Origin of the sequence: Anaerocolumna chitinilytica (assembly GCF_014218355.1) — a bacterium.
In the GTDB taxonomy this organism is placed as follows: domain Bacteria; phylum Bacillota; class Clostridia; order Lachnospirales; family Lachnospiraceae; genus Anaerocolumna; species Anaerocolumna chitinilytica.
This window is the reverse complement of record NZ_AP023368.1, coordinates 2,240,212-2,265,698: the sequence shown is the minus strand read 5'-3', so window position 1 is coordinate 2,265,698 and position 25,487 is coordinate 2,240,212. Positions and strand designations below refer to the sequence as shown.

Sequence of the window (25,487 nt, the reverse complement as noted above, 5' to 3'; positions counted from 1 at the left end):
AACAATTTATACTAACATTTGATTAGCACATTATATCACAGAAACAAATTAAAGTTGTAAAATAGTTGTAAAACTGAATAAGTTTAATCACATGCCCCAATATCTACATGATCATCAATTTCCGTATTCCCATTCATAAATTCAGGATCACGGATACTACCAATGACAATGATTGCTACAATAAAAATAGAGAATGTAAACATAAATGGCAAGCGACGGTCAAAACTTGATAACCATCCAGCTAAGTAGCCAAATGGTGAGGCAAAAGCAATGGTAAAGGACATAATCAAAGCATTAATTCGAGCCCGCTCCTTCGGATTAATATTTAACTGAAGTAAGGTATCTTTTCGAGGCATTACAAGAGCATTGGCTACTGCAGCAATAATAACATAAAGAATAACCAACGATATCTTCTCCTTTGGAGTCAGTATCAGAAGAATTGAGCACCCAGCATATAACACCAGACCAGTCCACATAGGTATCCGTAATTTCACAGTTTCTAAACGATGCTGTATTCCAACCATAAACATCAGCATAACAGCCGCATTTAAAATAGGGAAAAAGGCTAAATAACGATCTGCTATACCTAATCTTTGTGTTACATACAAGCTAAAGAAATTGTTACTGACAAGATTGGTTATATGTAATATTACGCATACAAGAAGGACTTTCATAATCTCTTTATTCTTCAGCAACTTTGGTATCAAATCCTTATATTCATATAACAACTTTAAAGCAGAGGTATTTTTCGTCTCAGCTTTACGGATCTTTCCTTGTCTGGTTTCATTACAATGCTTATAAGTAATAACCACCTTAATCAGCATATTTATTGCAAATACAAGATATAAAACACGGACAACCGGAACTACAGTAAAAGAGCTTATCAATAGCCCTGAAATAGGAGCAAAAAAGATTGCAACGAGACCACCTATATTTACCCAGGTATATATCCCTAATAAGTCCTTGGGTTCTGCATCTTCAATCAACAAACAAAACCAAGCCGTCTGGTTTATTTGTTCAAAACTGTTAAATAAAACTGCAATTAAAAAGAGCCAAAAGTTATCAGAAATTGCCCATATTAAACACGCAATGCTCCATCCAAAGAAATCACCCAACATTGTTGTATATTTGCGTCCCAACTTATCAGTAAGTATTCCGCCAAAAAAAGAAAAAAGCACTTGAACAAACATAGCTATTGATAGAATCAGTCCGATTTGAACATCTGTTATTCCCTGAGTGTACATATATAGTGTGGCAAAAGGTGCGATTAAATTATACGGAATACCCCAGAGAGGTTCCATTAATATTAGAGTTCTTGCATTTCCTTTGTTATTTCTTAATAGTTCAATTAGTGGGTGCTTTCGCAACGTTTTTTCTTTATTTACTATACTCACTGGTATCTCCATTCTGCTACTTTATCTATATTTATAACTCCCTTTTATAAACGGTATATTATAATCCTTGAAAATGTCGCATTAATAAAAATCTTTCGATATTGCTTCTGTCGCTTTATCAATAAAAGCAGCAATTTTACTGGGACTTTCCTTCATACCACTAGTAACCCATTTTTTTATTATGGCTATACTGCCATATGCGGTAAATGTATACCATTTATCAAATAACTTTTGATCTATATTTTTTACTTCCTTCTTCCATTTTTCAATATTAATATCGTGGCTGATATAAAGAATACGTTCTAATAATTCCTTGTCCCCATTCTCTGAAAATAACACCTCACATATATTGCTATTTGCTTTTATATACTTGCAAATTTCATAGGATAGTTTTCCGGAATTTTCAAGGTTCATAGTATGCCCCACAACCTGTCTGATTTCTTCATATAACTCATCTTCAATTTTTGAAAGAAGCTCAAACTGATTCGCATAATGTGTATAAAAAGTATTGCGATTGATATTGGCCTTCTTGCATATATCTGTCACTGTAACTTTGCTGACAGGACGCTCTTTCATAAGTTCCAGTAAACTATTTTTTATAACCATCTTTGTATATCTCACTCTTTGGTCTGCTTTTTCGTATGCCATAATATCCTCCCTAATTAATTAGTAAACGAACAACGTGTGTGTTGTTTGTAAGATATCGAACGTAATGTTATCGAACTGCCTGTTGATTAAGTAACTCTGTATCAGTATAATATATTTGAACGTTCAACTCAATCATAATTTTACATGGAGGTAAAACAATGGGAAATATAACGATTGTTCCTGTTTGGATTATTCAAGATATTTTAGTTCTAATCATCGCTACATTAATGGTCTTCTATATAATTAAAAACGAAGAACGTCCAAAAATTGTATTATTGCAATTCATATGTTTTGTCTTTTTCTACGCCTCAGTCTTTGAAAATGTTGCGGTATCTATGGGACTTATGGGAAATGAAGGTTTTTACGCATATGGGCATAGTATCCTAATGATATTCAATATACCATTAACTGTTCCAATTATCGAGTTTCTTATCGTTTACTCAACGTTACGTGTTTTGAAGACGATAAATATACCATCTTGGACTAAACCATTCATTACTGGACTTTGTGCTATGATTTTTGACTTTTCACTGGATCCAGTCGCAGTAAAACAGATATTCCAAACTTCGGAAGGAATCATTGGCAGGTGGAGTTATTTCCCGATACCTGGTGAGCCTGTAATATATGGGGAACCTGTCATGAATTTTACAGGATGGATCTATATAGCCGGATACTGGACTGCCTTTATTTTAATCGGTGAATGGTGGCATAAAAAGAAAGGCTACAGTAATCTTATTGGTTATTTATATCCGTTTTTGGCTTCCATTCTTTCTGTAGTTTGTTTGGTTTCACCTCTATCCAATTTCTTTAATTATATGGGACCATTTTTCGCCAGAACTTCAAATATGCAATGGGTAATGTTGATCTCTCTTTCTGTTATTTCAGTGGGAATTTTAGTGTTAGCTTTCGTCAAGTTCTGGGATCGTAAAGTCCTTCGTTCTATGGATTACAAAAACGATTTCCCTATCATGTTTACATTCCTGGGTTTTCCTATGGTTAATACCATATTCTGCATTATTGGTGGATACTGGAAGATACTATGGCTTGTTGTACTGGCACAGGTATTATTATTGCTATGCTGGGGTGGAATTCGCATTTTGAGTAAAAAAGGTATTTCTCAAAAAGGTTAAAGTATTAATCTTCTGATCCCTCGCATATATTATGATAAATTATTAATAGAGCGAAAAATATGGCAACCATCAGAGAAGATGAAAACCCTGGTAAGAAAATGGTGTTAACAGGGAAAGGTCAGGTATCCGTCAATCCGGATCTCGCCATTCTAAGGCTTGGTGTTCTAACTACCGGAGAGGATGTTACGTCTGCTCAGTCTGAAAACGCGAAAATTAGCCAGCAGGTACTGGAAGTGTTGAGACAGCTCGGAATTACAGATATAAAAACGGTACAATATCAAATTGAAAAGATTATTGATTACCAAAACGGTAACCAGATCGACCGCGGATATTCTGTCCGCAATCTTTATGAAGTTAGTATAGAGGATTTAGGGTTTGTTGGAACCATCATCGATAACGCTGTATACAACGGGGCAAATATTATTGAATCCATACGCTTTGAAGTAGCTGAACCTGATTTATATTATCAGCAGGCACTTAATTTAGCAGTGGAAAACGCTTATGAGAAAGCGAAATCCATCTCGTCCAGCTTAAGAATTATCTTTGACCCCATTCCTGTCTTAATTACCGAAGTAAGTACACAACCGATTCCTTTTTCTCCTTCCTTTGCACTAAGAGAAGGTACCTCAGCCACACCAATCGAATCCGGAACTACAAAGATTGAAGCCTCAGTAATTGTGGAATTTATCTATTAATAAGTATTAGAGTGTCAAAAATAGAATCAAAAAGGCCGGCGTATGAGTTGTAGGTACTCTCATCAGCCGGCCTGGCTTTTTTATAAAATCCACCCATACGAACGATGAGGCCATGCTATTCCACCCCATCAAAAGTTATAAGTAATCAAATAAGTTAGATTAACATGCACTTCATTCTGCTTATTCATTAACTGTAATAATTTTTCCTTTTTTCTATAGTTCCTTTCTTAATGAATAAATAAGAAGTATAGTTGATATGAAAAATGCCATTATAGTTGATATGGGAAAAGAATACCATACTCCATTTAACCCATATATTCTGGACATGATTAAGGTAACTGGTATAAAACATAGAATATAATTACACAGTGATAATATCAGGGAAGCCAGCTTTTTCCCCACTGCCTGAAAATAAGTCGACTGTATGGATTGTATACCGCTGAATAAAATTCCTAGGTTAATAATTTTTAAAATATAGCTGCCCATACGAGTTACCGCCGGATCAGATGTAAAAATATACATAATCGGTTCTGCCAGTACAATTAATGAGAGAGATATCACAACTCCATATATACCTGTTATAAAAGAGGCTCTTTTAATAGTTTCCCACACTCTTTGTTTCTTTTGCGCTCCATAATTATAGCCAATAATCGGTTGAATTCCCTGTACAATCCCATTCATTGGAATAATCAAAAATGTATTAATCTTACTAACGATTCCATAAGTACTTATGGATAAATCACCTCCGTATTTTTTTAATATATGATTTATGATAATAATTGAAATACTATATCCAAACATTTGAATGAAGGATGGCATTCCAATGAAAATTATCTCCTGCAGGATTTTTCCATTCGGAATAAAATGTCTCAATTTTATCTTTAACGAACTCTTTCCTGATAAGAAGAAATAATTAATACTCATTACTACTGAAACACATTGGGCGATAACTGTAGCAACTGCCGCTCCGGTAACTCCCATATGGAAGCCAAAGATGAATACCGGATCCAGGATAATATTCGTAAGCATCGGGATTACCCATACATACATAGCATATTTACTACTGCCCTCTGCTCGGATCAAACTCGAAAAAGCTGTACTCGTTACAGCTCCGATTAAAATGATTTTAGTAAAGCTCTTCGCATAGGGCAAAAGTGAATCCGTAACCCCCATAGCATAGAGTAGCTGATCCAAAAATATCAGACCAAAAATTGTAATGAGAATAGCTATGAAATAAAATAATCCGAAAGTATTTGCTGCAGTTTTATTTGCTTTTTCATAATCCTTTTCCCCAAATGCTCTTGACATAACAGATGCAGCTCCGCTGCCTAAGGTTGTTGTTACTGCAGATAAAAACAAAAATAGAGGAAATGAAACTGCTAAGCCTCCGGCAGCATTTGTTCCTACACCTTTTGCTACAAAAATAGTATCAATGATGTTATAAACATTATAAGCCATCACTCCTATGATTGAAGGAATTGACATTTTCCATATTAATTTGCTAACTGAAGCCTCCCCTAGCAAAGACTGGTATATATTTTCCATGCTAATCTCCATTCTGCCCTTCTACAGCATTCCAGGTTATAACTGTTCCAGTTCCTTCAAACATTTCCTAACAATACTTTTTGAAAAGGTGCCCTGTAAGTGTGCATATAAAAATCCATATCGGAAGGTTTCCGCGGCCATAATCGTAAAGATATACATCCGGTATAATTGATATCTTTTTGCATCCGCTTCCGTATATTGCTTCTTTTCTTTGTTTTCCTTCAAATAGCTATTTAAAAAGGCTTCGTCTTTTCGTATATCATCCAACATGATAAAGGCTGCCGGGAAATCAGCGATAGGATCTCCCCAGAAAGCACGTTCAAAATCAAGAATACCTTCTATTACATATTCCTCTTCAACCTGCTTTACAAAAATATTACCTTCATGACAATCATACTCCACCAGTGACGGGATTGTTATCTCTTCCAGATAGTTCGAATTATCCTTTAAAACCTTCTCGATTCTCTCGTAGGGTAATTTAACTTTATGTTCCCTGCCGTCCTTCAAAATCATATCAAACATATGTAAAAATGCATCTTTCCAGGTAGTATACTGATATTTTTTATCATCGGTAAAGTATCCAAAATAATCACCTCTAATCTGATGCAGCTGTGCGAAGTAGCCTGCCAGATCAGTTTTAATTTTCTCCAGGTTATGCTTTTCCATTTTTCTGGATATTTTATTCAAGGAGGTACCTTCCAGGGCTGTCATGAAAAAATAATTACTATTAATATGTTTTTTGCTAAAATCGAATGCTAAAATCTTAGGTGTAGGAATTGTTGTCTGCTCTTTAATTAATTGAAAACATTTAACTTCCGTCGGCATTACATCCTGCTCATAGGTTAACAAAGTAGTTCCTGGTATTACACCTACTTTTAACACAATCTTATCTTTTTCATTGATCCTCTCAATCAAATACACTGAATTAAACATGCCGCCTTTTAATTCTGTTACACTTCCAACCTTACATAAATCTCCAAAATTAACTTTTACAAGTGTCTTAATCTGCTCTTCTGATAACAAATTCTTTGTTTTGCTCTTCATTACTAACCCTCCATTAAAAAATCTCCTATGGATTTCTATATATTCCATTATATTTACTGGAAATTATTATTCAATCTTTTTTCATAACCTTACATATCCTTTAAAATGACTTTTTAAGTCATTTATTTAATACAGGTAAAAGCCCCAAAATAAGGGGTAAGTCAAATTTCAGATGTCCGCTATAAAAAGAGCAAAAAAATGCCGCCTAAAGCTAGTAAAGCCTTAGCGGCGACCTATATTTCAGGTGAAGTACCTGTTCCGCTGATTTATAATAAAATCCGGTGTATACATTTATTTTACATCACAAGTTAAAAGTATGTAACAAAAGCTTATTGAAATAATGCTTCTATTTATTAACTTTTATTAAACCGACAAGCTGTTCAGAGACTTCTGTAATATTTTCTAAAATTGCTGTGAATCGAAGGTTTTTCTAGATTTCCATGTAAATATTTAACCATTTCATTGGGAATATCAGGCATAAGATACTTTTTGTTTTGAATATCTACTCCATTGTAAAAAAGAATGATAAATTTATAAAGTGTAAATATTATTAAACGAAATATGTGTAAAATTTTAAACATAATAATATTGATTATGAAACATCCACATCCCATTAATATTAAAGAAAAATAACAGCAACCTTTTTTTATAAAAAGAGGTTGCCCTGAAACTAATAATCGTTCCGGGCAACCTCTCATAAACCTCATATTTAATACACATAAGACTAAAAGTTAATTTTTAAACAATTCGTATATCCGGTCGGCAGTACAGCGGGAAGCTTTACTGTTAAAACCCCATAATACTGGCTATAATCCACCGGACCATAACCTAATAATGATACAGCAGAAACTTTCTCATCAGATGTAAGTGTTTTAATAACAGCCACTCTGCTATCCGGTGCTTTCATAAGATATGCATACAAGGTATTATCTTTTGAAGTGAAACGGTAATCGGATGAATTCCATTCGGTCTTGTCTTCCTTAAATCCTTCAATCATAACTCTTGTATCGCCTTCCCCAAATCTCCTGAAAGGTCTGGTATCATAAACTGCTTCCCCGCAAATTTCAAACCATTTTGCTAACTCCTCAAGGATAAATCTGGCTTCCTCATCAATGGTTCCGTCCGGCCTTTGGAGTATATTTAACAACATGGTTCCATTCTTGGAAATAATGTCCACCAGCATTTCTATAATCTGATCCGGTTTTTTATACTTTTGCTTTGCATCATAAAACCAGTTGCCAATACAGGTATCTGTCTGCCACGGTTTCTCCTGGATTTGATCCAGCTGGCTTTTTTCTATATCCAGAACTCCTACCCTGTAGATTTCTGCCTCTCTGTTCTTCTGGTTATATACCGCCTGGTTTTTACCATGTATTTTAATTGAATCATTATACAGGTAAGAGACTGCCTCAAGCCCCGGCTGATAACCCTCCTCTTCAAAAGGCAGCCCACTGTCGGAATAAAGTAGATCAGGGTGATACAAATCGGTTAACTCTTTTATGGTATCCAGCCAATATTGGTGAAACTTTTTATTTTCGGTCAACCACTGTGCCATTTTGCCTTCTGGGAGAATATGCTCATTATTTGCATGATAAAAGTCTATATGCTCTATGTTATTGCCGTCATAGGGTACCCCTTTGTAAGGTCCGTATGTATCTGCTCCCTTGTTGGTATGCCACCAGGAAAAGGAGGCTCCTAAATGTTCCGTCAGTCCAAAAGGCATATGATATCTTTCGGCCGCAGCTTTCCACATCCCGCATATATCCTTACCAGGCCCAATATTAACAGAATTATACCGGTTTATTTTTGATGCATAGTTAAAAAAATTATCATGGTGCATTGCCTGTGCCACAAAATATCTGGCACCTGCTTTATAATACAAATCCATAAGCTCATCAGGATCGAATTTCTCCGCTTTCCAGCGTTTACATAAGTCCAGATAACCGAATTTTGAGGGATGTCCGTAGTGTCTAATATGATAATTGTACTGGTCAGTTCCCTGTATATACATATTTCTTGCATACCAGTCCCCGCACATAGGTACACTCTGTGGTCCCCAGTGACTCCAGATACCGAATTTAACATTTCTAAACCATTCCGGGCATTCATAGTTTTTCAATGATTCAAAGGACGCTTCGAATTTTTCAGGCATAATAACCCTCCTATAAGAATTTTTATGCTTCTATTATATCAGTTGAAACTCCAAGATGAATGGAGAAAGTTAACAAATATGTGGACAATATTATGATATTATATTATACTATCCGCATATAAATCTTTATAACAGAAGGGCATTATGAATTCTTATTACTCTACCTATTTTCAACAGTTTAATCCTAGTCTGCTTGTTGCCAGCCTGAATGTGGTTGCATCCAATTGGGGGGAAACTAATTGCTGCTACGATTACCACAAGTTTTATTATTTTCAGGACGGCGAAGCCACCCTTACCATCCAGCAAAATACCTTTCATCCCCAAAAAGGAGAGCTTTACTTAATCCCTGCCGGCGTAAAACACACTTACAGTCATAATCCGAAACACCCTGTTTATAAATACTGGTGTCATTTTTCCATAAATCCTTCCGACGTCTGGCATTTTTGCTATCACCGTGATACCTTGTTTTGCTACCCTGATCCGGATAGTATCATTCCTTTATTTGAGCAGCTGATACAGACCTATCAGGCTCCTTCTATGTTGTCAGCAATGAAACAAAACTATTTGCTTACTAAATTATGTTATGAATTTTTCAGCAAGGTTGATTTTCCACTTCTTTTGCGTGAAACCAAGAGCAGCTTTTACTCCAGTATAAGTAATTATATCCAGGAGCATATCACAGAGAAGATTCTGCTACAGGAACTTGCTGACCTTACACACCTGCAAAAGAATTATTTTATTTCCAGATTTACAAAGGAATTTGGCAGCACTCCCATTGATTATATTAATGCTCTGCGGCTTGAGAGTATAGCAAGATATTTGCATGCTCAGCCATCCGCAAGTATTAGTGAAGCAGCATTTCTATACGGTTTTCAGGACTATCGCTATTTCACCCGTCTATTTAAGCAAAGATATGGGATTACACCCTCATCCTTTCGAATGAGTTTACAAGCCACTTCTCCTAATATAAACTAATATATGACAGTACCTCTGCTTTACAGAAAGAGGCTGCCAATAAAGACACATTCACAACCAATAGTTCTGTTCGATATTACCTGTTATTTCCTTTTATTCAATTGTCCGTATATACTATTGGAGTACTTACTATTGCACACATTTCAACGATTGTATCTTGTATATTTAAACATCAATTATCAAAACTGACGGAAAAGCTTCACGCCTATAACACCAAGTTCTTTTTACAGCTTACAGCCAGTGCTGGGCGATCAATAATGCCATTTGCAGCCAAAGGTGAATTTATCGCACCCTAACCGGTATCAAACAAGTGAGATCCCAATATTCAGCATCGCGCCTTAAATACTGAGGAAATCAAACAAATTGTTCAGGCGTTTGGCAGTGCAGCGAAAATCTGCAAAGATTGCCGAGCCGATGGAATCGAAGTACACGCTCTTCACGAAGGCTATATGCTTGACTGTTTTGCAATGGAATTTTTTAATCAGCGCATAGACGAATATGGAGGCAGCCTTGACAACCGCCTGCGGTTTGCCAAAGAAATTGTAGAGGCAATCAAAACTTCGTGTGGTCCTAATTATCCTGTAGCGATGAGATTCAGTTTAAAAAGCACTCATATCAAAGAATTCTTCAATTACAGCGGTCTTGAAGCAAAAAGTCGCACACCTTTTTTGTAACATTTACAAGTGCATGTCCTTCACCCTCTAAATAATTCGTTTGTGCTTGCGGTAAAAGTTTTTTTATTCTCTGGATTGTGTCTTGGGAAGAAAGCATAATATCTTTCTCTCCGACAATAATACAACAAGGAACTGCCAAATTCTGAATCTCTTCATCAGATAATATCGGTATTTTTCCCGTTCTGTATTGGAATCCATTTCGAATACACTTTTGATATCGTAACATATTTGGGTGCAGTTGTTTTCCTCCATTTATCTTGCTTATTAGCTTTTCTACACCTTTCTCTCCCCTTAAACCATACCAAATAGCATATAATAAAAAAGATACTTTTTGTTTCCCAATTCCTGAAGGCGATATAAGAACAAGTCTATCGACATCGTCTGGAAATACGATTGCATAATTTAGAGCCATCCATCCCCCCAGTGATATTCCTACAACATTTGCTTTTCTAACATTTAACTTCGTCATCACGTCATGTAACCATTTAGAATAGGAATTATCAGTAAGTGGCATTTGTATTGGGAAGCTCTTTCCTGGCTCACCTGGTATATCTACCGCATACACTCGGTAATATTTTGCATATTCCTGAAGCTCTCCCAGCCACATGGAAGAATTCATCCCTGATCCGTGGAGTAAGATCAATGGTGGTTTATTTTCCTCTCCACACACTAAAACATGAGTTATCCCTTGAATGGTCTCAATTTGAATACTTTTTACAAATTCATACCTTTTGACAAATTCGTCATACATACTAATGATCTCATTTTTTGCATCATCTGATTTATATATTTCATGATTTAACTTCATCTGAATCCTCCTTATCTAACAGCTTAATAATAGATTACCACACGCAATAAATCCACGAACAGTTTTATGGTGCAATCCTAAAATATCCGCAACTTCATATACCGTTAAGAAACTATTATTCATGTAACTCACTCCATTTCAATCACTTATGCATATCAATGTACAACAAAATCTCATTTATGTCAATATGTATTGCTATTTATTTAACTTTTATGTATTTTGTTGTACTATACAAGCATTAAGAAGTGGAAAATCCGCCAAAAACAATTTGTCCCTTTTTGGCCGTTTGATTCTCCTTCGCAAAACAAAACAAATCTATTTCAAAGGCGATGTATCTGAAGGGCCAGCAAATAGTATAGGATATAGTAATGATGCAAATGATAATCTTACAACCATTATTGCAACGGCCGGCACTGCAAGTGTACACTATTCTTAAATTTATCCTTTGGAATGGCAATGGCTAAAGTATGGGACAGATTTGATATTCATAGAAATAATGGAATCTTAGATAAAATATCTTAAGAGGAGGTTTACTCTCATGCTAAAGATAGTTTTAGGGATCATATTTTTTATTTTATTAGCTGTTATTGGTGTATTCTTTCATCTTGGAATAAAATCACTGCAGAAAGCTCAGAAAGATAATGATATTGATCTAAATCGTAGAGCTGTAACTTACTTCAAAATGCAAATTTTATTTATAGTACTAACCGGTATATTCTTTATAATATGCTTAGTACTTTTAAGTTAATTTGTCTTGTTTTTGGTTAAAAAAAGTGAAATAACATATTCCTCAGCTCAAACCCTTTCAAGAAGAAAGGCAACCCTACGATGGGAAAATGGACAATAATACAGCGCTGTTGTGGACAATAATGTGCTATGTTGTGCCAACGATTTTTCGAATCTGTTTAAAAGTCTGAGTAAAATGAAAAACTAGTATATATTTTAAAGTGTAATTATGGGCAAGAACCACTTTTCAGTGGTTCTTGTTTTTTTTAGTGCCCGCAACGCGTTGTATTCTCCTGATCTGTCAGATATTTTGCTTTCTTCTAAAGTATTAACTGCAAGCAAAGGATTTCTTTGAAGAGAAGATTACTATTAGAGTGATTCTTTCACTTAATTCATGTTTTTCACTTTTATGATATCGTTCCGAAAAATTCATATTCATTTGGTGCTAATTCTAGTATAGGTTTGCCACCAAAATTAAAAGAAAATGGCTTTCCGATATGAATACTTGCAAGCCACAGGTGGCATAGTGCAATTCCAATGTCGATCTGGTTGTTTCGCGAGTAGCGTTTTTGTACTTCATCCGATACTTTTTCGCGTTTTAATTCAAAGTTACCATCGTTGTTAATGAAATTATCAGATTCTGCCCTCTTAACGATATATACTTCAATACGTCCGTCCTGACACACAAAAAACCATGGCTGTGAGTTGGAAGTAGACGGCGCTACACGGGCATACTCAATCCTTTCGTCCTGACCTAGCATTATTTCAGATATTGGTTTACGTTTTGTTGAAATATCATAAAGTGTACTCATGTTGAATTCCGAAAATCCGAGGCGGGGCGGGGCGTCCGGTATACCGAAAGCAAGAACGATAACATACTCCATGTTATTCTTTACTTTTTGTTCCGGTCTCCCTACTCCTAACCAAAGGCTTCCAAGACCGATGGTGAAGAGATAAAGATCCATCTGCTGTAACATAAAGCCTGCATTGGTCAAATAGCCCTCTTTTTTCTCTGAGTAAAATACAATGTAATATGGTGCAGTGATGGGCAAATTAAAGTCCAGCTTCACCGCAGCTCCGGAGACAAAATCCATTTCAGTTTTTATGCTTTCATCCAGCGGTTTTACACTCCTGCTGAATGATTTAATCTGCTCCATAGTATTTGTTGAGATTTCTTCCGAAGTGTACTTGCGGATTGATCTTCTTTTAGTTATTGCATCTAATAGTTGCATAATATCCTCCTTAAATTTGCACTTGTTTGGTTAAACTAGATGTTACAAAAACCTTCAGTGCTGATGCTTTCACCACTTAACTGACTTGTATATTGCTCTTCTAATGATATCTGCTCTTCATCTAAGAGTCTGTTGAGCATATTCCTAAATACCTGTTCGGGCTGTGCGCCAGATATGGCATACTTTAACCGTATGCTGTTCCGCAAATTGACTAATTACGTTCTCAAGTCTTTTTTTCCAATGAAACAGAACGGGCAGGAATAATCACTCCAAATATCTATTTCTATTTTCAATGTCATCATCTCCTATCTATTTATTATATCTTGGCTTTATCTACCTGGTTTAGGTATTATCGATGTTCCGTAACATTTCTAACACGTGTTGCAAAAGCGACTTGTGTATGTTATTATATTAAAATTAAGTATACACTATTTCAACCATCAGATATCGGATTGTGTTGCATATACAACACATGAATTAAATTGATGTGAATTAATAAAAATATTTGCTAAACATGAGGATTTTAATATGAAAATTAATTCTAAAAAAAATGATCCGCGGGTTAACAGAACACACAATTTAATCCAAGATGCATTTTTGTCCTTAGCAAGTGAAAAGGATTTTGAAGCTATAACAGTTAAGGATATAGCGGATAGGGCAATAATAAACAGGGCAACGTTTTATGCGCATTTTGAGGATAAATATGCACTTCTAGATAATTTGATTTCAGAGACATTTACGAGCTTAGTGTCAGATAAAATAAAACCTGAAGCAGAGTTAACAGAAGAAACTCTTAAAGAATTGATTTTAATCATGTGTGATTATAATGAAACAGTTAAATCTCACTGTAAACAAGTATATCGCTCTGCTTCTTCGCTATTTGATTCTAAGATACAATTAAAACTGTATACTATTGTTAAGAACTTGCTATTGAATAAAGTTACTAGTACTAAGGTTGATGAAAAAAAAATAGATACCTATGCCATAATGATCAGTGGTTCCATATATTTTGCCACAAATCAATGTCATAAGGAGGTAAAATCTAATAACAATTCTGAATTGGTCTCACAAATACTTCCTTTTATATTAGCAGGTATAGAAACAGCATATGTATAGAATTTTATATATTGAATTTAAGGAAATGATATCTACTTTAGACGAAAGCGTTTGTTGGGAGTGTCCCAAAGTTTGTACACAAGGTTGAAGAGCAGTTTCTGGCGGACATCGGAAAGTCTGTTGTGGTGCTCCTGGATCAGATGTCATTTGAAAAACTCAACATCGCCCATCGTAGGAGAAGCTGCATCAGAAAGCACTGATGACATTATTGCTTAACTAAGCTACCTAAATCATTTGAGCTAAAACGCCATTATATTTAATCCCGAAATGTAAAAAGCCGCCCATCAAAGAAGCAAAAATCTTCGATAGGCGGCTATTATTACCATTTATTAAAATGAATTTTTTCTGACTCAAACCTATCGGGCTGTTGGTGATGCTCATTTCCATACCCCAAGGCTATCCCACAAAAGGGCTTAATGTGGTCGGGAAGTTGAAATAAATCCGAAAAAGAGTTCTCCCATTCCTTGTAAGGGTAAAAGCTAATCCAACAGGTATCCAAACCGAGTGACTTAGCGGCAATCATAATATTTTCTGTGGCAAGACTGCAATCGGCAACATAACTCCCCGGATAAGATTCCTGTTCTGTATCTCCACATACCACAATACATATGGGAGCGGTATCAAGCATTTTGGTCCATTGATGAACCTGCTGTATTTTTGAAAGGGATTCCTCTATATCACAAACAATAAAACTCCACGAACGCTTATTTTTTGCAGATGGGGCATACATTCCTGCCCGAATTATTTCTGTAACCAAATCCTGACTTACTGGTTTATCTAAAAACTTTCTTATACTTCTTCGTTGGAAAATAGCATCTAACATATATTATTGCTCCTTTAATCATTATTTGAACGTATTCACTCTTTACGAAACATAATACCAGTATTACACAAAAAAGACAATACGCACTATTTCGTAACATACTTACTAAAAGGGGGAATTTCAAACAAGACTTGCATCTATATTAGGGGGAAAACTGAGATTTATCAAAGATAAGAATCGCTCTGGATGATAGAAGTTGGCAATATTTTATGCTTAATAATAATTTTTATCATTTAAATTGTAATAAATTAAAATGTTTACAATATAATTTTAACAAGTACACCAGATAAAGACGAACTATAAACAATTCCTTAAAATAATACTCAAAAATTAGATTTTAAGAAAGGAGAAAAACATGAACAAAAACTCATTCTACACACCAGATATTAGCAAGATATCTAATAACCATCCGAACACCACGATAGAGCTGACAAACAAACGCACTCAATTTTCCACTTGCTTTGCAAATCCGGATGGCAGTTTTACAGAAGTTATATATAACACACCTCAATTTTATCAGGACACGCAAGAAAAACAATGGAGAAAAATAGATAATACCTTACACACTGTCGCAAACAACTTTGAAAATACTTATAACCGTATGAGAGTAAAGTTTAAGAATAAAGTTTCTACAGCTAATCTTTTAATAATTTCAGAAGGCGAAAAAAGTATTTCATTGAACCCAGTAAATGCAAATACTGTGAAAGGAAAAGTAGACGGCACTGGGATTACTTATACAAATATCTTCCCAGGTACTGACTTAAGTTACCAATTACAAGGCATGTCCGTAAAAGAAAATATAATCTTTTCGCAATTGCCAGATAACAACACTCTTACCTTTGAACTCAACTTAAAAGGAGTAATTGATGTTGTTGAACCAGATGGCACAATTACATTCTCTACAGATGACGGTGATAAGATATGGGTTTTTAGGAAGCCATATATGATCGATGCTAATAATAAAATTACAGATAAGGTAACTTTAGTATTGCGCAAGGAGGAGCAAGGGACTTATCTGGATGTGGTTGCGGATTATGACTTTCTTCAAGATGATTCGACTCAATATCCGGTTGTTCTTGACCCGACTATTGACACTTGGGATGTCATGGAAGATACCTTTGTAGCAAGCCAGTTTCCCACTTCAACTTTCTCAAATTTGCCGTTGACTTACACAGGAAATGATCCTTCCTATTATGGTATAATGCGTTCTCTTACAAAGTTTTTTCTGCCAAGTCTTCCGAGCAGCAGTAGAATTTTAAGCGCTTCCTTTAATGCATATCAGACTAATTCTGATACAACAAACTCTACAATTGGGCTGCATCGAATAACCAGTAACTGGGGAAGTTCGGTAACGTGGAATACTCAACCGGTAACAAATACTGCGCCTGAATCTACTACAACGAATAATGCTTTCAATACCTATTGGCAATGGGATATTACACAGCTCGTAAAAGATTGGTATAACGGCAGTCTATCAAATTATGGATTCGTACTGAAACAGCAGCCTGAAACGGCTTCCTTCCGGTCATTCAGAAGTGTTAACAGCGGTAATTTCACACCAAGACTTTCAATTAATTATTATATTGATGCATTGGGCATAGAAAGTTTTTGGAGCTATACAAAGGATGGAGTTAATCCTTCAAACGGTAACCTAGTACAGCAATATACCGACTTCTCAATTCAGGGGAGAGGTATCCCTGTAAGTGTTGTACGAACATACAATAGCCGAAGCTTGGCCGCAGGTATCTTTGGCTACGGCTGGAGAAGCAATATAGAGCTACAGGTCGTTGATGCCGGAACCGGTCCTATAACTTTTATCGACTCTGATGGTACAAGACATATTTTCGGGCAGGCAATAGATGGAACTTATACTGCTGCCGGTGGCATTTATCTTACTCTTGTGAAACATACAGATGGGACATACTCAATTACCCAAAACAATGGAACAATAACTAATTTTAACACCACCGGTAACATTAGTTCTATTGTTGATACCAACAACAATATCACAAATTATTCTTATACCAGTGGCAGATTAAGTTCTATTACAGACGCCTCCGGAAGAATAACAACAATATCCTATGGGACAAATGGATATGTATCAACCATCACTTATGCAGGAAGCAGAACTGTCACTTACGAGTATGATGCTAATAATAATTTGACGAAATATACGAACGCTATAGGTAAATTCATTACTTATGGCTATGATGGTAATCATAATCTAACTTCGATTACGGACGAAAGGAATATTACAACAGAAACGATTGCATATGATACTGCAAATGACAGGGTCAGCAGCGTAAATAGGCTTATTACAATTAACGGTGTCGTGCAGACAAGCGCCAGTACCTATGCATATGATACGACAAATAACGTCACCTCTGTGGTCGATGGAGAAGGCAGACGTATCGACTATACCTATAATCCCAATGGAAATATAGTTCAAACAACGGAAAACCCTTTGGATCCATCAACCAGAGCTATTACAACCTTCTTCTACGATAGTAATAATAACCTTACACAAATAGTTGATCCAAATTCGAATAGTGCCGGGGGCACAAGCTCTTATGTCTATACCTATGATTCCAATGGCAACATAACCAGTTATAAACAACCAGAAAATCAAATAGCTAATTACACTTATGATAGTAAAAATAATTTAACCCAGGTAAATGATTTTAACAATAATATTACCGGCTTTGATTACAATGCGAATAACAATTTGACAGATATAATTGATTCTAATATACAAGCTACCGCGAGCAGATATTTTTCTAATGGAAATACTGCTTATGATACGTTGGCTATGTCAACCACAAATAACCTCATTCCAAATTCCAGTTTTGAAATCTTTGATAGTAACAATAATGCTTCCTACTGGACAAAGGTAACTGAAACAGGGAAAACCGCAACTTTTACTTTGGTGAACAATCCGAAATTTGGTCTGAAAAGCTATAGCATTTCAAATACAACGGGCTGGGCTACTATAGCCTCCTCTAACATTCCTGTTACAACCGGACAGAGTTATATTGTGAGTGCCTATTATATGGCACAAAATGTTGTAAGTAGTAACCGTATAATTATTAAGATAGAATTCTTTAACAGCACTAATGTAAAAATAGGCGAGCAAACTTATCCTTATGGGCTGGGGGCTTTCTATATAGCTGACTGGGCACGCATACAAGCCGTAATAACTTCCATTCCGAACGGAACAAGTTACCTAAGGGTTAATCTTGGGATAAGCGGAGCCATGAGCGGCATCCTTTATTTCGATGGTGTTCAACTTGAGGCAGGCACAGTTGTCAGCGCATATAATCTTGTTGAAAATTCAAGTTTTGAACGTTCCACTATCACTTCTCTTATGCCCGACTACTGGATTGGAAGCAGTACTTTAACTGCTGCCGACCACTTGGACTCGTCCGAAAAATTAGTAGGATCCTATTCCTTTAAGATTACCGGGCAAAGTGGTATAAACAAATTTATCAGACAACGTATTAATCTTTCAGGTAATGGTAACAGCAGGTTTACATTATCCGGATGGTCAAAACAAGTCGGAGCTAATCCCTCCGGAGGGTATTATGAGTTACAGATAGCGATTAACAACACGGATGGCACCACAGACTGGAGTAATGCAAACGACTTTCGTGCAACCACCGAAGGCTGGCAGCATATTGCGGTAAAAGTCCAGCCTGCACAAAACAAAACATTCAATTCTATTGACGTATATTGCTATTTCTATAATCAAACCGGAACAGCATGGTTCGACGCAATGCGTTTAGAAATGGAATCGACTATCACTGCCTATAGTTACGATACCAATGGCAATTATCAAACAAGCGTCACGGATCCCTATGAGAACGAAGTTATATCTGTATTCGATGCTGTTGGAAATGTTACTTCCGTTACAGATGCCAAAAACAATACGAGTTCCTTTGCATACAACAACATAAACCTTCTAACCCAGATAACAGATGCCAAAAATGGAATTACATCTTTTGAATATGATAATGCAGGTAATTGTGTCACCGTAAAAGACGCTAAGAACCATTCTACCTTCTATCAATATAATGAACAAAATTTACTTACAAGCATTACAAATCCGTTGGCTCAAGTAACGAAATTTGACTTTGATAAAAATGGAAATACAACAAAACAAATTTATCCCAAAGGAGACACCATAACCTATTCTTACGATGCCCTAAACAGAAAAAATGGTGTATATTACAATGGTGTTCAAGTTTGGAGCTATCAATATGACAGGAATAGCAACATTACGAATACAAGTAACCTCCTGACAGGAAAATCAACAGCTTATACCTATGATGGAAATAATCAATTAACGAATGTATCCGAAGGGTCAGCCAACAGTATAGGATATGGTTATGATGCAAATGATAATCTTACAACCATTACTGCAACGGCCGGTACAACAAGCCTACAATTTGGAGCTACTTATGACAAATTAAATCAATTGATTGCGCTCCAAAGAAATTCAACAAACCTTGCTAACATCATTTATGATGAACGTGGAAATGTTGTAACAATTCAACGTTCAAACGGAATTTACACAACTTTAGTCTATGATGCTTTGGGCCGGATAGCTTCCATAGGAAATTACAATACGGGTAGTACACCATTTGATTTCTTACTATACTCTTACGATGCAAACGGAAATACCACCAATATAATAACCGGTGTGGGAAATCTTTCCTATAATTATGATTCATTAAATCAATTAGTAAAAGAAACATCTTTAGAAGGTGCAGAAATAGATTATCAATATGATGCGGCCGGCAACATTGTTCAAAAAAAGTATATACCGCCTTTTGGAAGTGCTACTACAACTACTTATACTTATAATAGTGTAAATGAACTTATATCCGTTGGAACACAGCAATACACCTATGATGTCAATGGTAACCTGATAAATAATGGTAATCGAATCTTTGTTTATGATGAGATCAATCAACTAAAACAGGTGAAGGACTCAGCCGGAAATATGATTGCATCCTTTGTATACGATGATAAAGGACGACGGATAAGTGCAACTGTATCGGGTGTTACAACTTATTTTCATTATAATGATAATAACAATAAGGTTATATACGAAACAGATGCTGCTAACAATATCACAGCCGAATATACTTGGGACTCTTTCGGAAACCCTGTAACATTTACCAAAAATGGTATAACTTACTATTATCATTTAAACGCACATGGTGATACAGTTGGATTGACGAATAGTAATGGAGCTATTGTGGCAACCTATGAATATGATGCTTGGGGAAATGTCACAGGACAATTGGGAACCATGGCATCAGCTAATCCATATCGGTATGCCGGATATCGGTACGATGAATATACGGGCTTATATTATCTGATGGCGAGATATTATGATCCGAGTATTGGAAGATTTATTAATGCAGACAATCCTTTATCTGTTAAAGAATTAATAGATACATTAACAAAAAATCCAGTACCTTTAAAAACCCCTTTAACATTCATACCAAATGGTTACCTATACTGTGCAAACAATCCTGTTAACTATACAGATCCTTTCGGGCATTTATGGAACTTTAATCAACCTTGGAATAGCGTGAATAATATTGCCTTCACTATTGATGCAGCTATCTTCGTTATAGGTCTGGCGATTGGCCTTGTAGGTGCTACAGGAACGATTAAAGAAATATTCAGAAAAAATGCTAAAGGCCTAGTACTTCAGGCAACAAAGCAAGCATTGCTGAAAGCCCGTTTAAAACTAGCTTCAACGATTATAAATGGAATTGTTGCAGGACTGAGTCTATTCTTAAATTTATCTTTTGGAATGGCAATAGCTAAAGTATGGGACAGATTTGATATTCATAAAAACAATGGCATCTTAGATAAAATATCTTAAGAGGAGGTTTACTCTCATGCTAAAAATAGTTCTAGGTATTATATTTTTTATTTTATTAGCTGTTATTGGTGTATTCTTTCATCTTGGAATAAAATCACTGCAGAAAGCTCAGAAAGATAATGATATTGATCTAAATCATAGAGCTGTAACTTACTTCAAATTGCAAATTTTATTTATAGTATTAACCGGCATATTCTTTATAATATGCTTAGTGTTATTAAGTTAATTTGTCTTGTCTTTGGTAAAAAGGACAATAACATATTACTTAGCCCAAACCCTTTCAAAAAGAAAGGCAAACGTATGAAAAAGAAACTTGTTGATTTGACAGCAATGATAATTGTTGGGATTGTTCTGTTTCTATTTATAAAACATAATGGGAAAATGGACAATGAAACGGCCCTGGTGTGGACAATAATGTGCTATGTAATACCAATGATTATCGGTTTAGTTGTACTCCCGTTTATTACGCGTATCATTATGAAAATCTTTAAAAAATGATGGCTTCAAGCGTAGAACTAGTCTGGCTAAATTATCGGAGCTGTTTCGAGACCGTTTCAAAGTCCATGTAAACACAAAAAACTGATATAAAATTTTAACTATAATTTATGGGCAAGACCATTTTTAGGTGGTTCTTGCCCATTCTTGTATTATAAGTCTTATACACACTACGCCTTGAGTTTCTCTTTCTGATACCCTATAAATTCATCCGTTGTCAGAAAAATCTCATCATAGCCTAAACTTCTACACAGCTTAGTGACATTTGGCTGCTCCAAATTAGCCTGCCTTAATATATCTTCCTTCGCAAATACCTCTCTTGTTGTACCATCTATAAGAATCGTTCCATGAGCAACAACTATAGCTCGTTCAAATGTATCTGCCACAAAATCCATGTCATGAATTATTGTTATAACGGTCTTTCCTTCAGCGCGCAGCTTACGAATGACGGTTTTAATCAATTCTTTTCCATGATAATCCTGAGCGATTGTTGGCTCATCCAATATAATTACCTTCGTATCCATCGCCAGAATGGAGGCGATTGCCACCAGCTTTCTGCTCGACAGTCCTAAATCATATGGATTTTCATCAGCTAACTCCAATAACCCTACCTGTTCAAGAGACTCCATTGCTTTTTGTTTCGCTTTCGTCTCGTCCATACCAATCTTTAAAGGACCAAACATAACTTCATCCAATACACGATTTTTAAAAATCTGATCGTTTGGATTTTGAAAGACCATACCAATATGTTTTGCCAATTGCGCTACTGTCATTGCTGTTATATCTTTACCTTCAAAATCTATGGAGCCACTTGTCGGTCGGAGCAGACCTTTTAGTAGCTTTACAAGAGTTGTTTTACCGGCACCGTTCTGGCCAATGATTGCAGTGGAACGTTCATCCAGCTCAAAATTGAGTCCCTTCAGAATCTCCTCTCCCTTCTGATAGGAAAAAGACAAATCCTTTATTTTCAGTATTGGGTTTTGATCCATTATTTCTCCCCCTCTACTTTTTTGATAAAATCCTCGGCTTCATCTAAGGTCACCGGATAGCAACCCGTCTGTTTATTTGTGATGCCTAATCCTCGGCATATTTTTGTAAATACCGGTGATTCTACACCATAATACTCCAAGTCATCTCTTGAGAAAATCTTCTGAGGAGTATCAAATGCGATTTGCTTTCCTTCATGCAACAATAGGACGCGGTCACTGTAAGCAGCAATTTTCTCCATATTATGATCCACCATAATAACAGTAATACCGCTTTTACTCAGCTTCTGAACCGCCTGATATACTTCTTCTCTACCTTGTGGGTCAAGTTGGGAAGTTGGTTCATCCAAAACGATAACCTCCGGCTTCATTGCAATAATGCTGGCAATAGCCATACGTTGCATCTGACCTCCGGATAAATCAAAAGGATACCGATCCCCTAAGCTTTTGATATCTAATAGTTCCATGGCTTCATCGATTCGTTTTATCATTTCGGATTTTGGCACTCCTAAATTCTCTAAGCCGAAGGCTATTTCTTCACAAACTGTTAATTTTGATCCGGTAACCTGATTAAAAGGGTTTTGAAATACAGTTCCCACCTTTTTACATAGGTCACTGATTTCTTCATTCTTAACTTCCAGGTCATCAATCAGAACCTTCCCGCCATATGCCCCTTTATAAAAGTTTGGTACCAAACCTGCAATTGCTTGGCAAAGTGTGCTCTTACCCGATTCGTTCTTGCCTATAATCCCTATAAATTCGCCCTCCTCAATGGAACAAGAGATTCCATCCAAGGCCAGATGTTCGGTAGCCGGGTATTTGTATTTCAGATTTTCTATCACTATTTTAACCATACCACAATCCTCCAGCCAATACCAAGCAGCAATAGCAAAAGCATTGCAATCTGTATTATTTTATCCATTCCCGATTTCTTCTCATCATTATAAAATGTCTTCTTATTCTTAGCATTAAAGCCTCGAACCTCCAGTGCTAGTGCCCGCTCCTTCGTATTAATCAAAGAACTCATGACAACCGGGGATATCAATGGTATAAATGCTTTCATTCTTACAAACAGGCTGCCTTCCGTCTCCATTCCTCTGCTTCGCTGGGCATCCGTAATCGTAGCCATCGTTTCCGTCATCTGCGGAATGATTTGAAATACAGATAACAAGACATATCCGAATCTTGGTGAGAAGCCTTTACGAATTAAGTTCTCAACCATATCCGAGGGCTTGGTGGTTAAAATCAGGACACAAAAGCTAAGTAATATGTTTAACACATTAATTACGATGCTTAACGCAAACAATAAGCCTTCTTTATAAAATACCAAGGGGCCAACATGAACCAATGGTGTTACATTACCTGCCCTGAACAACCCTTGAATAATGACAACGGTTACTAATACAAAGCCGGATAATCCCAGTATCGGCAGCGTATGCTTTATGACTTTCGAAGCTAGCAGAAGGCAGAGGCTGCATAGAATAAATACCACGCTTACGATTCTACTGCCTGTAATTACAGGTAGTAATAATGCAATTATGATATATAATATCTTACTTTCCGGTGCCAGTTTATTTAATATTGAATTCTTTTCCCTATATAAGCTGATACTTTTCATGACCACTCCTATTGTCTTTTGCAGGTCTGCTTATTCACCTTCATGCTATCCTACTTATTATTTATCATCCAGGCTTTCTACCTTATCGCTTGTCTGATAGAGTGCGATCAAACTCTTAGGTAAACCTTTGCTGATTGCAAAAACGATTAAAATTACAGCAATTTTATCCGGTAAATCCACAACAATCTCATCAAAGAAAGATGCAATAAATACAGGAAAATGATTTGCTATTGCAGTTGCATAAAGAGCATCTCCCCATACATTACCGGTCTGTCCGCCCCAGAAGATAACATTCAAAGGAGTTGATACGACAACTGCTGCAAGTCCGGTCAGAATTGCTGTCAATAATGCCGCTAATATATTCTTCATATACCCGTTATATGCCATAACACCAACTACCACACCGATTGCTATATTGGTCAATGCATAAATTGTCGACACCGGATCCATAGTCAAACCGTAGATAATATTATTTACTGCGCCAACGATTGCTCCGGCGATGGGACCGGCAAGAACAGCAGCCAGACAGGTACCGATGGAATCCAGCCACAGTGGAAGTTTTAATACTCCTGCAAATAATTTACCAAGATAGTTAATACCAATTGCTGCCGGAATCAATACCAATGTTGCTGTGTTAAATTTCAGTGACCATAGATTTTTCCCTTTTTTACTCATTGTCCCTACCTCCATTATTTTTATTTTCTATCACAAAGGCTTCCAGTGCCGTGATAATTTCATGCACCTCACCTTGTTTTACTACTGATTCTCCATCCACATAGTCATTGATGTTTTTTGTCAGATCCTCTTCGTATTCAACGACAGTATTCAAAATCGAAGCACATTTGACTCCTCTGAGAGCTCCAATGGTAAATAGTGCAGCCGTCTCCATATCTGCTCCTAAGATACCGCGTTTTGACCAATAGGTATCAATCTCTTCTTCGCGGTCTGTGTAAAAACTGTCATGGCTTCTTGCCCTTCCAATGTGGAATCGGCATTTCAGTTCCTCGGCCGCTTGAATTGTAGCCATTAATAGTCTTGTATCAGGGATAGCAGGATAAATTGCCTCTATATAAGCCTTCGATGCCCCCTCATCACGAACCGCCCCATTGACCAGTATCAAATCCCCCAGTTGGATGGATGGCTCCAGTGCTCCGCAGCTTCCAATCCGTATCATATATTCCACACCAATATTATGAAGTTCCTCTACTGTGATACCAGTTGACGCTCCTCCCATTCCGGTGGACACGGCTAGTACTTTAATTCCTTTATAATAACCACTGATACTTCTCATTTCGCGGTTATATGCAAGTTCCTTCACATCGGATAGATATTCTTTGATTGAGTCAATCCTTCCGGGGTCTCCGGGTAATAAAGCATACCTGGCACTTTCCTGTCTCGACAATCTGATGTGCGCCTGTTTTTCTTCCATGATACATACCTCTTCTTCTGTCTTTGTTATGTTGTACCATTACCTTACGACAACAATTATAATATCTAATCGCTAATCCTACAAGGTAGTTTGTCTTA

The 25,487-nt window shown here is 36.3% G+C and carries 22 protein-coding genes; 9 read left to right on the top strand and 13 right to left on the bottom strand.

Annotated features, from left to right (window positions below):
- Positions 1 to 83: 83 nt before the first annotated feature.
- Together bsdcttw_RS09825 and bsdcttw_RS09820 are read right to left on the bottom strand one after the other, a co-directional pair.
- Complete coding sequence (locus bsdcttw_RS09825) at positions 84 to 1,394, bottom strand: MFS transporter (RefSeq protein WP_185259194.1); 1,311 nt, start codon at positions 1,392 to 1,394, stop codon at positions 84 to 86.
- Between the two features lie 81 nt (positions 1,395 to 1,475).
- The gene (locus bsdcttw_RS09820; RefSeq protein WP_225903827.1) at positions 1,476 to 2,042 is read right to left on the bottom strand and encodes a TetR/AcrR family transcriptional regulator; all 567 of its coding nucleotides are present in this window, start codon (positions 2,040 to 2,042) and stop codon (positions 1,476 to 1,478) included.
- Positions 2,043 to 2,200: 158 nt separating this feature from the next.
- Here bsdcttw_RS09820 and bsdcttw_RS09815 point away from each other — a divergent pair, with 158 nt between their 5' ends.
- Together bsdcttw_RS09815 and bsdcttw_RS09810 are read left to right on the top strand one after the other, a co-directional pair.
- Complete coding sequence (locus bsdcttw_RS09815; RefSeq protein ID WP_185259193.1) at positions 2,201 to 3,172, top strand: carotenoid biosynthesis protein; 972 nt, start codon at positions 2,201 to 2,203, stop codon at positions 3,170 to 3,172.
- A gap of 59 nt (positions 3,173 to 3,231) precedes the next feature.
- Positions 3,232 to 3,867: an SIMPL domain-containing protein gene (locus bsdcttw_RS09810; RefSeq protein WP_185259192.1), complete on the top strand. Its 636-nt coding sequence runs from the start codon at positions 3,232 to 3,234 to the stop codon at positions 3,865 to 3,867.
- A 213-nt stretch (positions 3,868 to 4,080) separates the two neighbouring features.
- Here the strand turns inward: bsdcttw_RS09810 and bsdcttw_RS09805 are convergent, their stop codons facing one another.
- The 3 genes from bsdcttw_RS09805 to bsdcttw_RS09795 all read right to left on the bottom strand — a co-directional run bounded on the left by bsdcttw_RS09805 (position 4,081) and on the right by bsdcttw_RS09795 (position 8,608).
- Complete coding sequence (locus bsdcttw_RS09805; RefSeq protein ID WP_225903826.1) at positions 4,081 to 5,424, bottom strand: MATE family efflux transporter; 1,344 nt, start codon at positions 5,422 to 5,424, stop codon at positions 4,081 to 4,083.
- 24 nt (positions 5,425 to 5,448) lie between these two features.
- The gene (locus bsdcttw_RS09800) at positions 5,449 to 6,456 is read right to left on the bottom strand and encodes a phosphotransferase family protein (RefSeq protein ID WP_185259191.1); all 1,008 of its coding nucleotides are present in this window, start codon (positions 6,454 to 6,456) and stop codon (positions 5,449 to 5,451) included.
- 724 nt (positions 6,457 to 7,180) lie between these two features.
- Positions 7,181 to 8,608: an alpha-L-fucosidase gene (locus bsdcttw_RS09795; protein ID WP_185259190.1), complete on the bottom strand. Its 1,428-nt coding sequence runs from the start codon at positions 8,606 to 8,608 to the stop codon at positions 7,181 to 7,183.
- 144 nt (positions 8,609 to 8,752) lie between these two features.
- On the opposite strand from bsdcttw_RS09795, the gene bsdcttw_RS09790 reads away from it, so the two are divergent.
- On the top strand, positions 8,753 to 9,583 hold the full coding sequence (locus tag bsdcttw_RS09790) for a helix-turn-helix domain-containing protein (RefSeq protein WP_185259189.1): 831 nt from the start codon (positions 8,753 to 8,755) through the stop codon (positions 9,581 to 9,583).
- A gap of 323 nt (positions 9,584 to 9,906) precedes the next feature.
- A complete protein-coding gene (locus tag bsdcttw_RS25495) occupies positions 9,907 to 10,257 on the top strand; it encodes an oxidoreductase (protein ID WP_185259765.1) in 351 nt (116 codons plus the stop codon).
- On the opposite strand, the gene bsdcttw_RS09780 is transcribed toward bsdcttw_RS25495, so the two are convergent.
- Positions 10,211 to 11,065 carry an alpha/beta fold hydrolase gene (locus bsdcttw_RS09780; RefSeq protein WP_185259188.1) on the bottom strand — a complete coding sequence of 285 codons (855 nt, stop codon included), beginning with the start codon at positions 11,063 to 11,065 and terminating at the stop codon, positions 10,211 to 10,213. The genes bsdcttw_RS25495 and bsdcttw_RS09780 overlap by 47 nt on opposite strands.
- A 538-nt stretch (positions 11,066 to 11,603) precedes the next feature.
- On the opposite strand from bsdcttw_RS09780, the gene bsdcttw_RS09775 reads away from it, so the two are divergent.
- The gene (locus bsdcttw_RS09775; RefSeq protein ID WP_185259187.1) at positions 11,604 to 11,813 is read left to right on the top strand and encodes a hypothetical protein; all 210 of its coding nucleotides are present in this window, start codon (positions 11,604 to 11,606) and stop codon (positions 11,811 to 11,813) included.
- 385 nt (positions 11,814 to 12,198) lie between these two features.
- Here the strand turns inward: bsdcttw_RS09775 and bsdcttw_RS09770 are convergent, their stop codons facing one another.
- Positions 12,199 to 13,023 (bottom strand): nitroreductase family protein, encoded by an 825-nt coding sequence (locus tag bsdcttw_RS09770; protein ID WP_185259186.1) that lies wholly within the window; start codon positions 13,021 to 13,023, stop codon positions 12,199 to 12,201.
- 528 nt (positions 13,024 to 13,551) lie between these two features.
- Here bsdcttw_RS09770 and bsdcttw_RS09760 point away from each other — a divergent pair.
- A complete protein-coding gene (locus bsdcttw_RS09760) occupies positions 13,552 to 14,139 on the top strand; it encodes a TetR/AcrR family transcriptional regulator (protein ID WP_185259185.1) in 588 nt (195 codons plus the stop codon).
- Positions 14,140 to 14,458: 319 nt separating this feature from the next.
- On the opposite strand, the gene bsdcttw_RS09755 is transcribed toward bsdcttw_RS09760, so the two are convergent.
- Entirely contained in the window at positions 14,459 to 14,962 is a 504-nt protein-coding gene (locus bsdcttw_RS09755; RefSeq protein ID WP_185259184.1) for a nitroreductase family protein, read from the bottom strand.
- Between the two features lie 355 nt (positions 14,963 to 15,317).
- Here bsdcttw_RS09755 and bsdcttw_RS09750 point away from each other — a divergent pair, with 355 nt between their 5' ends.
- The 3 genes from bsdcttw_RS09750 to bsdcttw_RS09740 all read left to right on the top strand — a co-directional run bounded on the left by bsdcttw_RS09750 (position 15,318) and on the right by bsdcttw_RS09740 (position 21,359).
- Positions 15,318 to 20,861: a DNRLRE domain-containing protein gene (locus tag bsdcttw_RS09750; protein ID WP_185259183.1), complete on the top strand. Its 5,544-nt coding sequence runs from the start codon at positions 15,318 to 15,320 to the stop codon at positions 20,859 to 20,861.
- A 16-nt stretch (positions 20,862 to 20,877) separates the two neighbouring features.
- A complete protein-coding gene (locus tag bsdcttw_RS09745; protein WP_185259182.1) occupies positions 20,878 to 21,087 on the top strand; it encodes a hypothetical protein in 210 nt (69 codons plus the stop codon).
- A gap of 74 nt (positions 21,088 to 21,161) precedes the next feature.
- Complete coding sequence (locus tag bsdcttw_RS09740) at positions 21,162 to 21,359, top strand: hypothetical protein (RefSeq protein ID WP_185259181.1); 198 nt, start codon at positions 21,162 to 21,164, stop codon at positions 21,357 to 21,359.
- 167 nt (positions 21,360 to 21,526) lie between these two features.
- On the opposite strand, the gene bsdcttw_RS09735 is transcribed toward bsdcttw_RS09740, so the two are convergent.
- From bsdcttw_RS09735 to bsdcttw_RS09715, 5 genes are read right to left on the bottom strand one after another with little or no spacing between them, the layout of a single operon-like run.
- Positions 21,527 to 22,345, bottom strand: a complete 819-nt coding sequence (locus bsdcttw_RS09735) for an energy-coupling factor ABC transporter ATP-binding protein (protein ID WP_185259180.1) — start codon at positions 22,343 to 22,345, stop codon at positions 21,527 to 21,529.
- Positions 22,345 to 23,196: an energy-coupling factor ABC transporter ATP-binding protein gene (locus tag bsdcttw_RS09730; RefSeq protein ID WP_185259179.1), complete on the bottom strand. Its 852-nt coding sequence runs from the start codon at positions 23,194 to 23,196 to the stop codon at positions 22,345 to 22,347. The genes bsdcttw_RS09735 and bsdcttw_RS09730 overlap by 1 nt, the downstream gene beginning before the upstream one ends.
- Entirely contained in the window at positions 23,184 to 23,960 is a 777-nt protein-coding gene (locus tag bsdcttw_RS09725; protein ID WP_185259178.1) for an energy-coupling factor transporter transmembrane component T family protein, read from the bottom strand. The genes bsdcttw_RS09730 and bsdcttw_RS09725 overlap by 13 nt, the downstream gene beginning before the upstream one ends.
- A 57-nt stretch (positions 23,961 to 24,017) precedes the next feature.
- Positions 24,018 to 24,635: an ECF transporter S component gene (locus bsdcttw_RS09720; RefSeq protein ID WP_185259177.1), complete on the bottom strand. Its 618-nt coding sequence runs from the start codon at positions 24,633 to 24,635 to the stop codon at positions 24,018 to 24,020.
- Complete coding sequence (locus tag bsdcttw_RS09715) at positions 24,628 to 25,389, bottom strand: nucleoside phosphorylase (RefSeq protein ID WP_185259176.1); 762 nt, start codon at positions 25,387 to 25,389, stop codon at positions 24,628 to 24,630. The genes bsdcttw_RS09720 and bsdcttw_RS09715 overlap by 8 nt, the downstream gene beginning before the upstream one ends.
- Between the last annotated feature and the right edge of the window lie 98 nt (positions 25,390 to 25,487).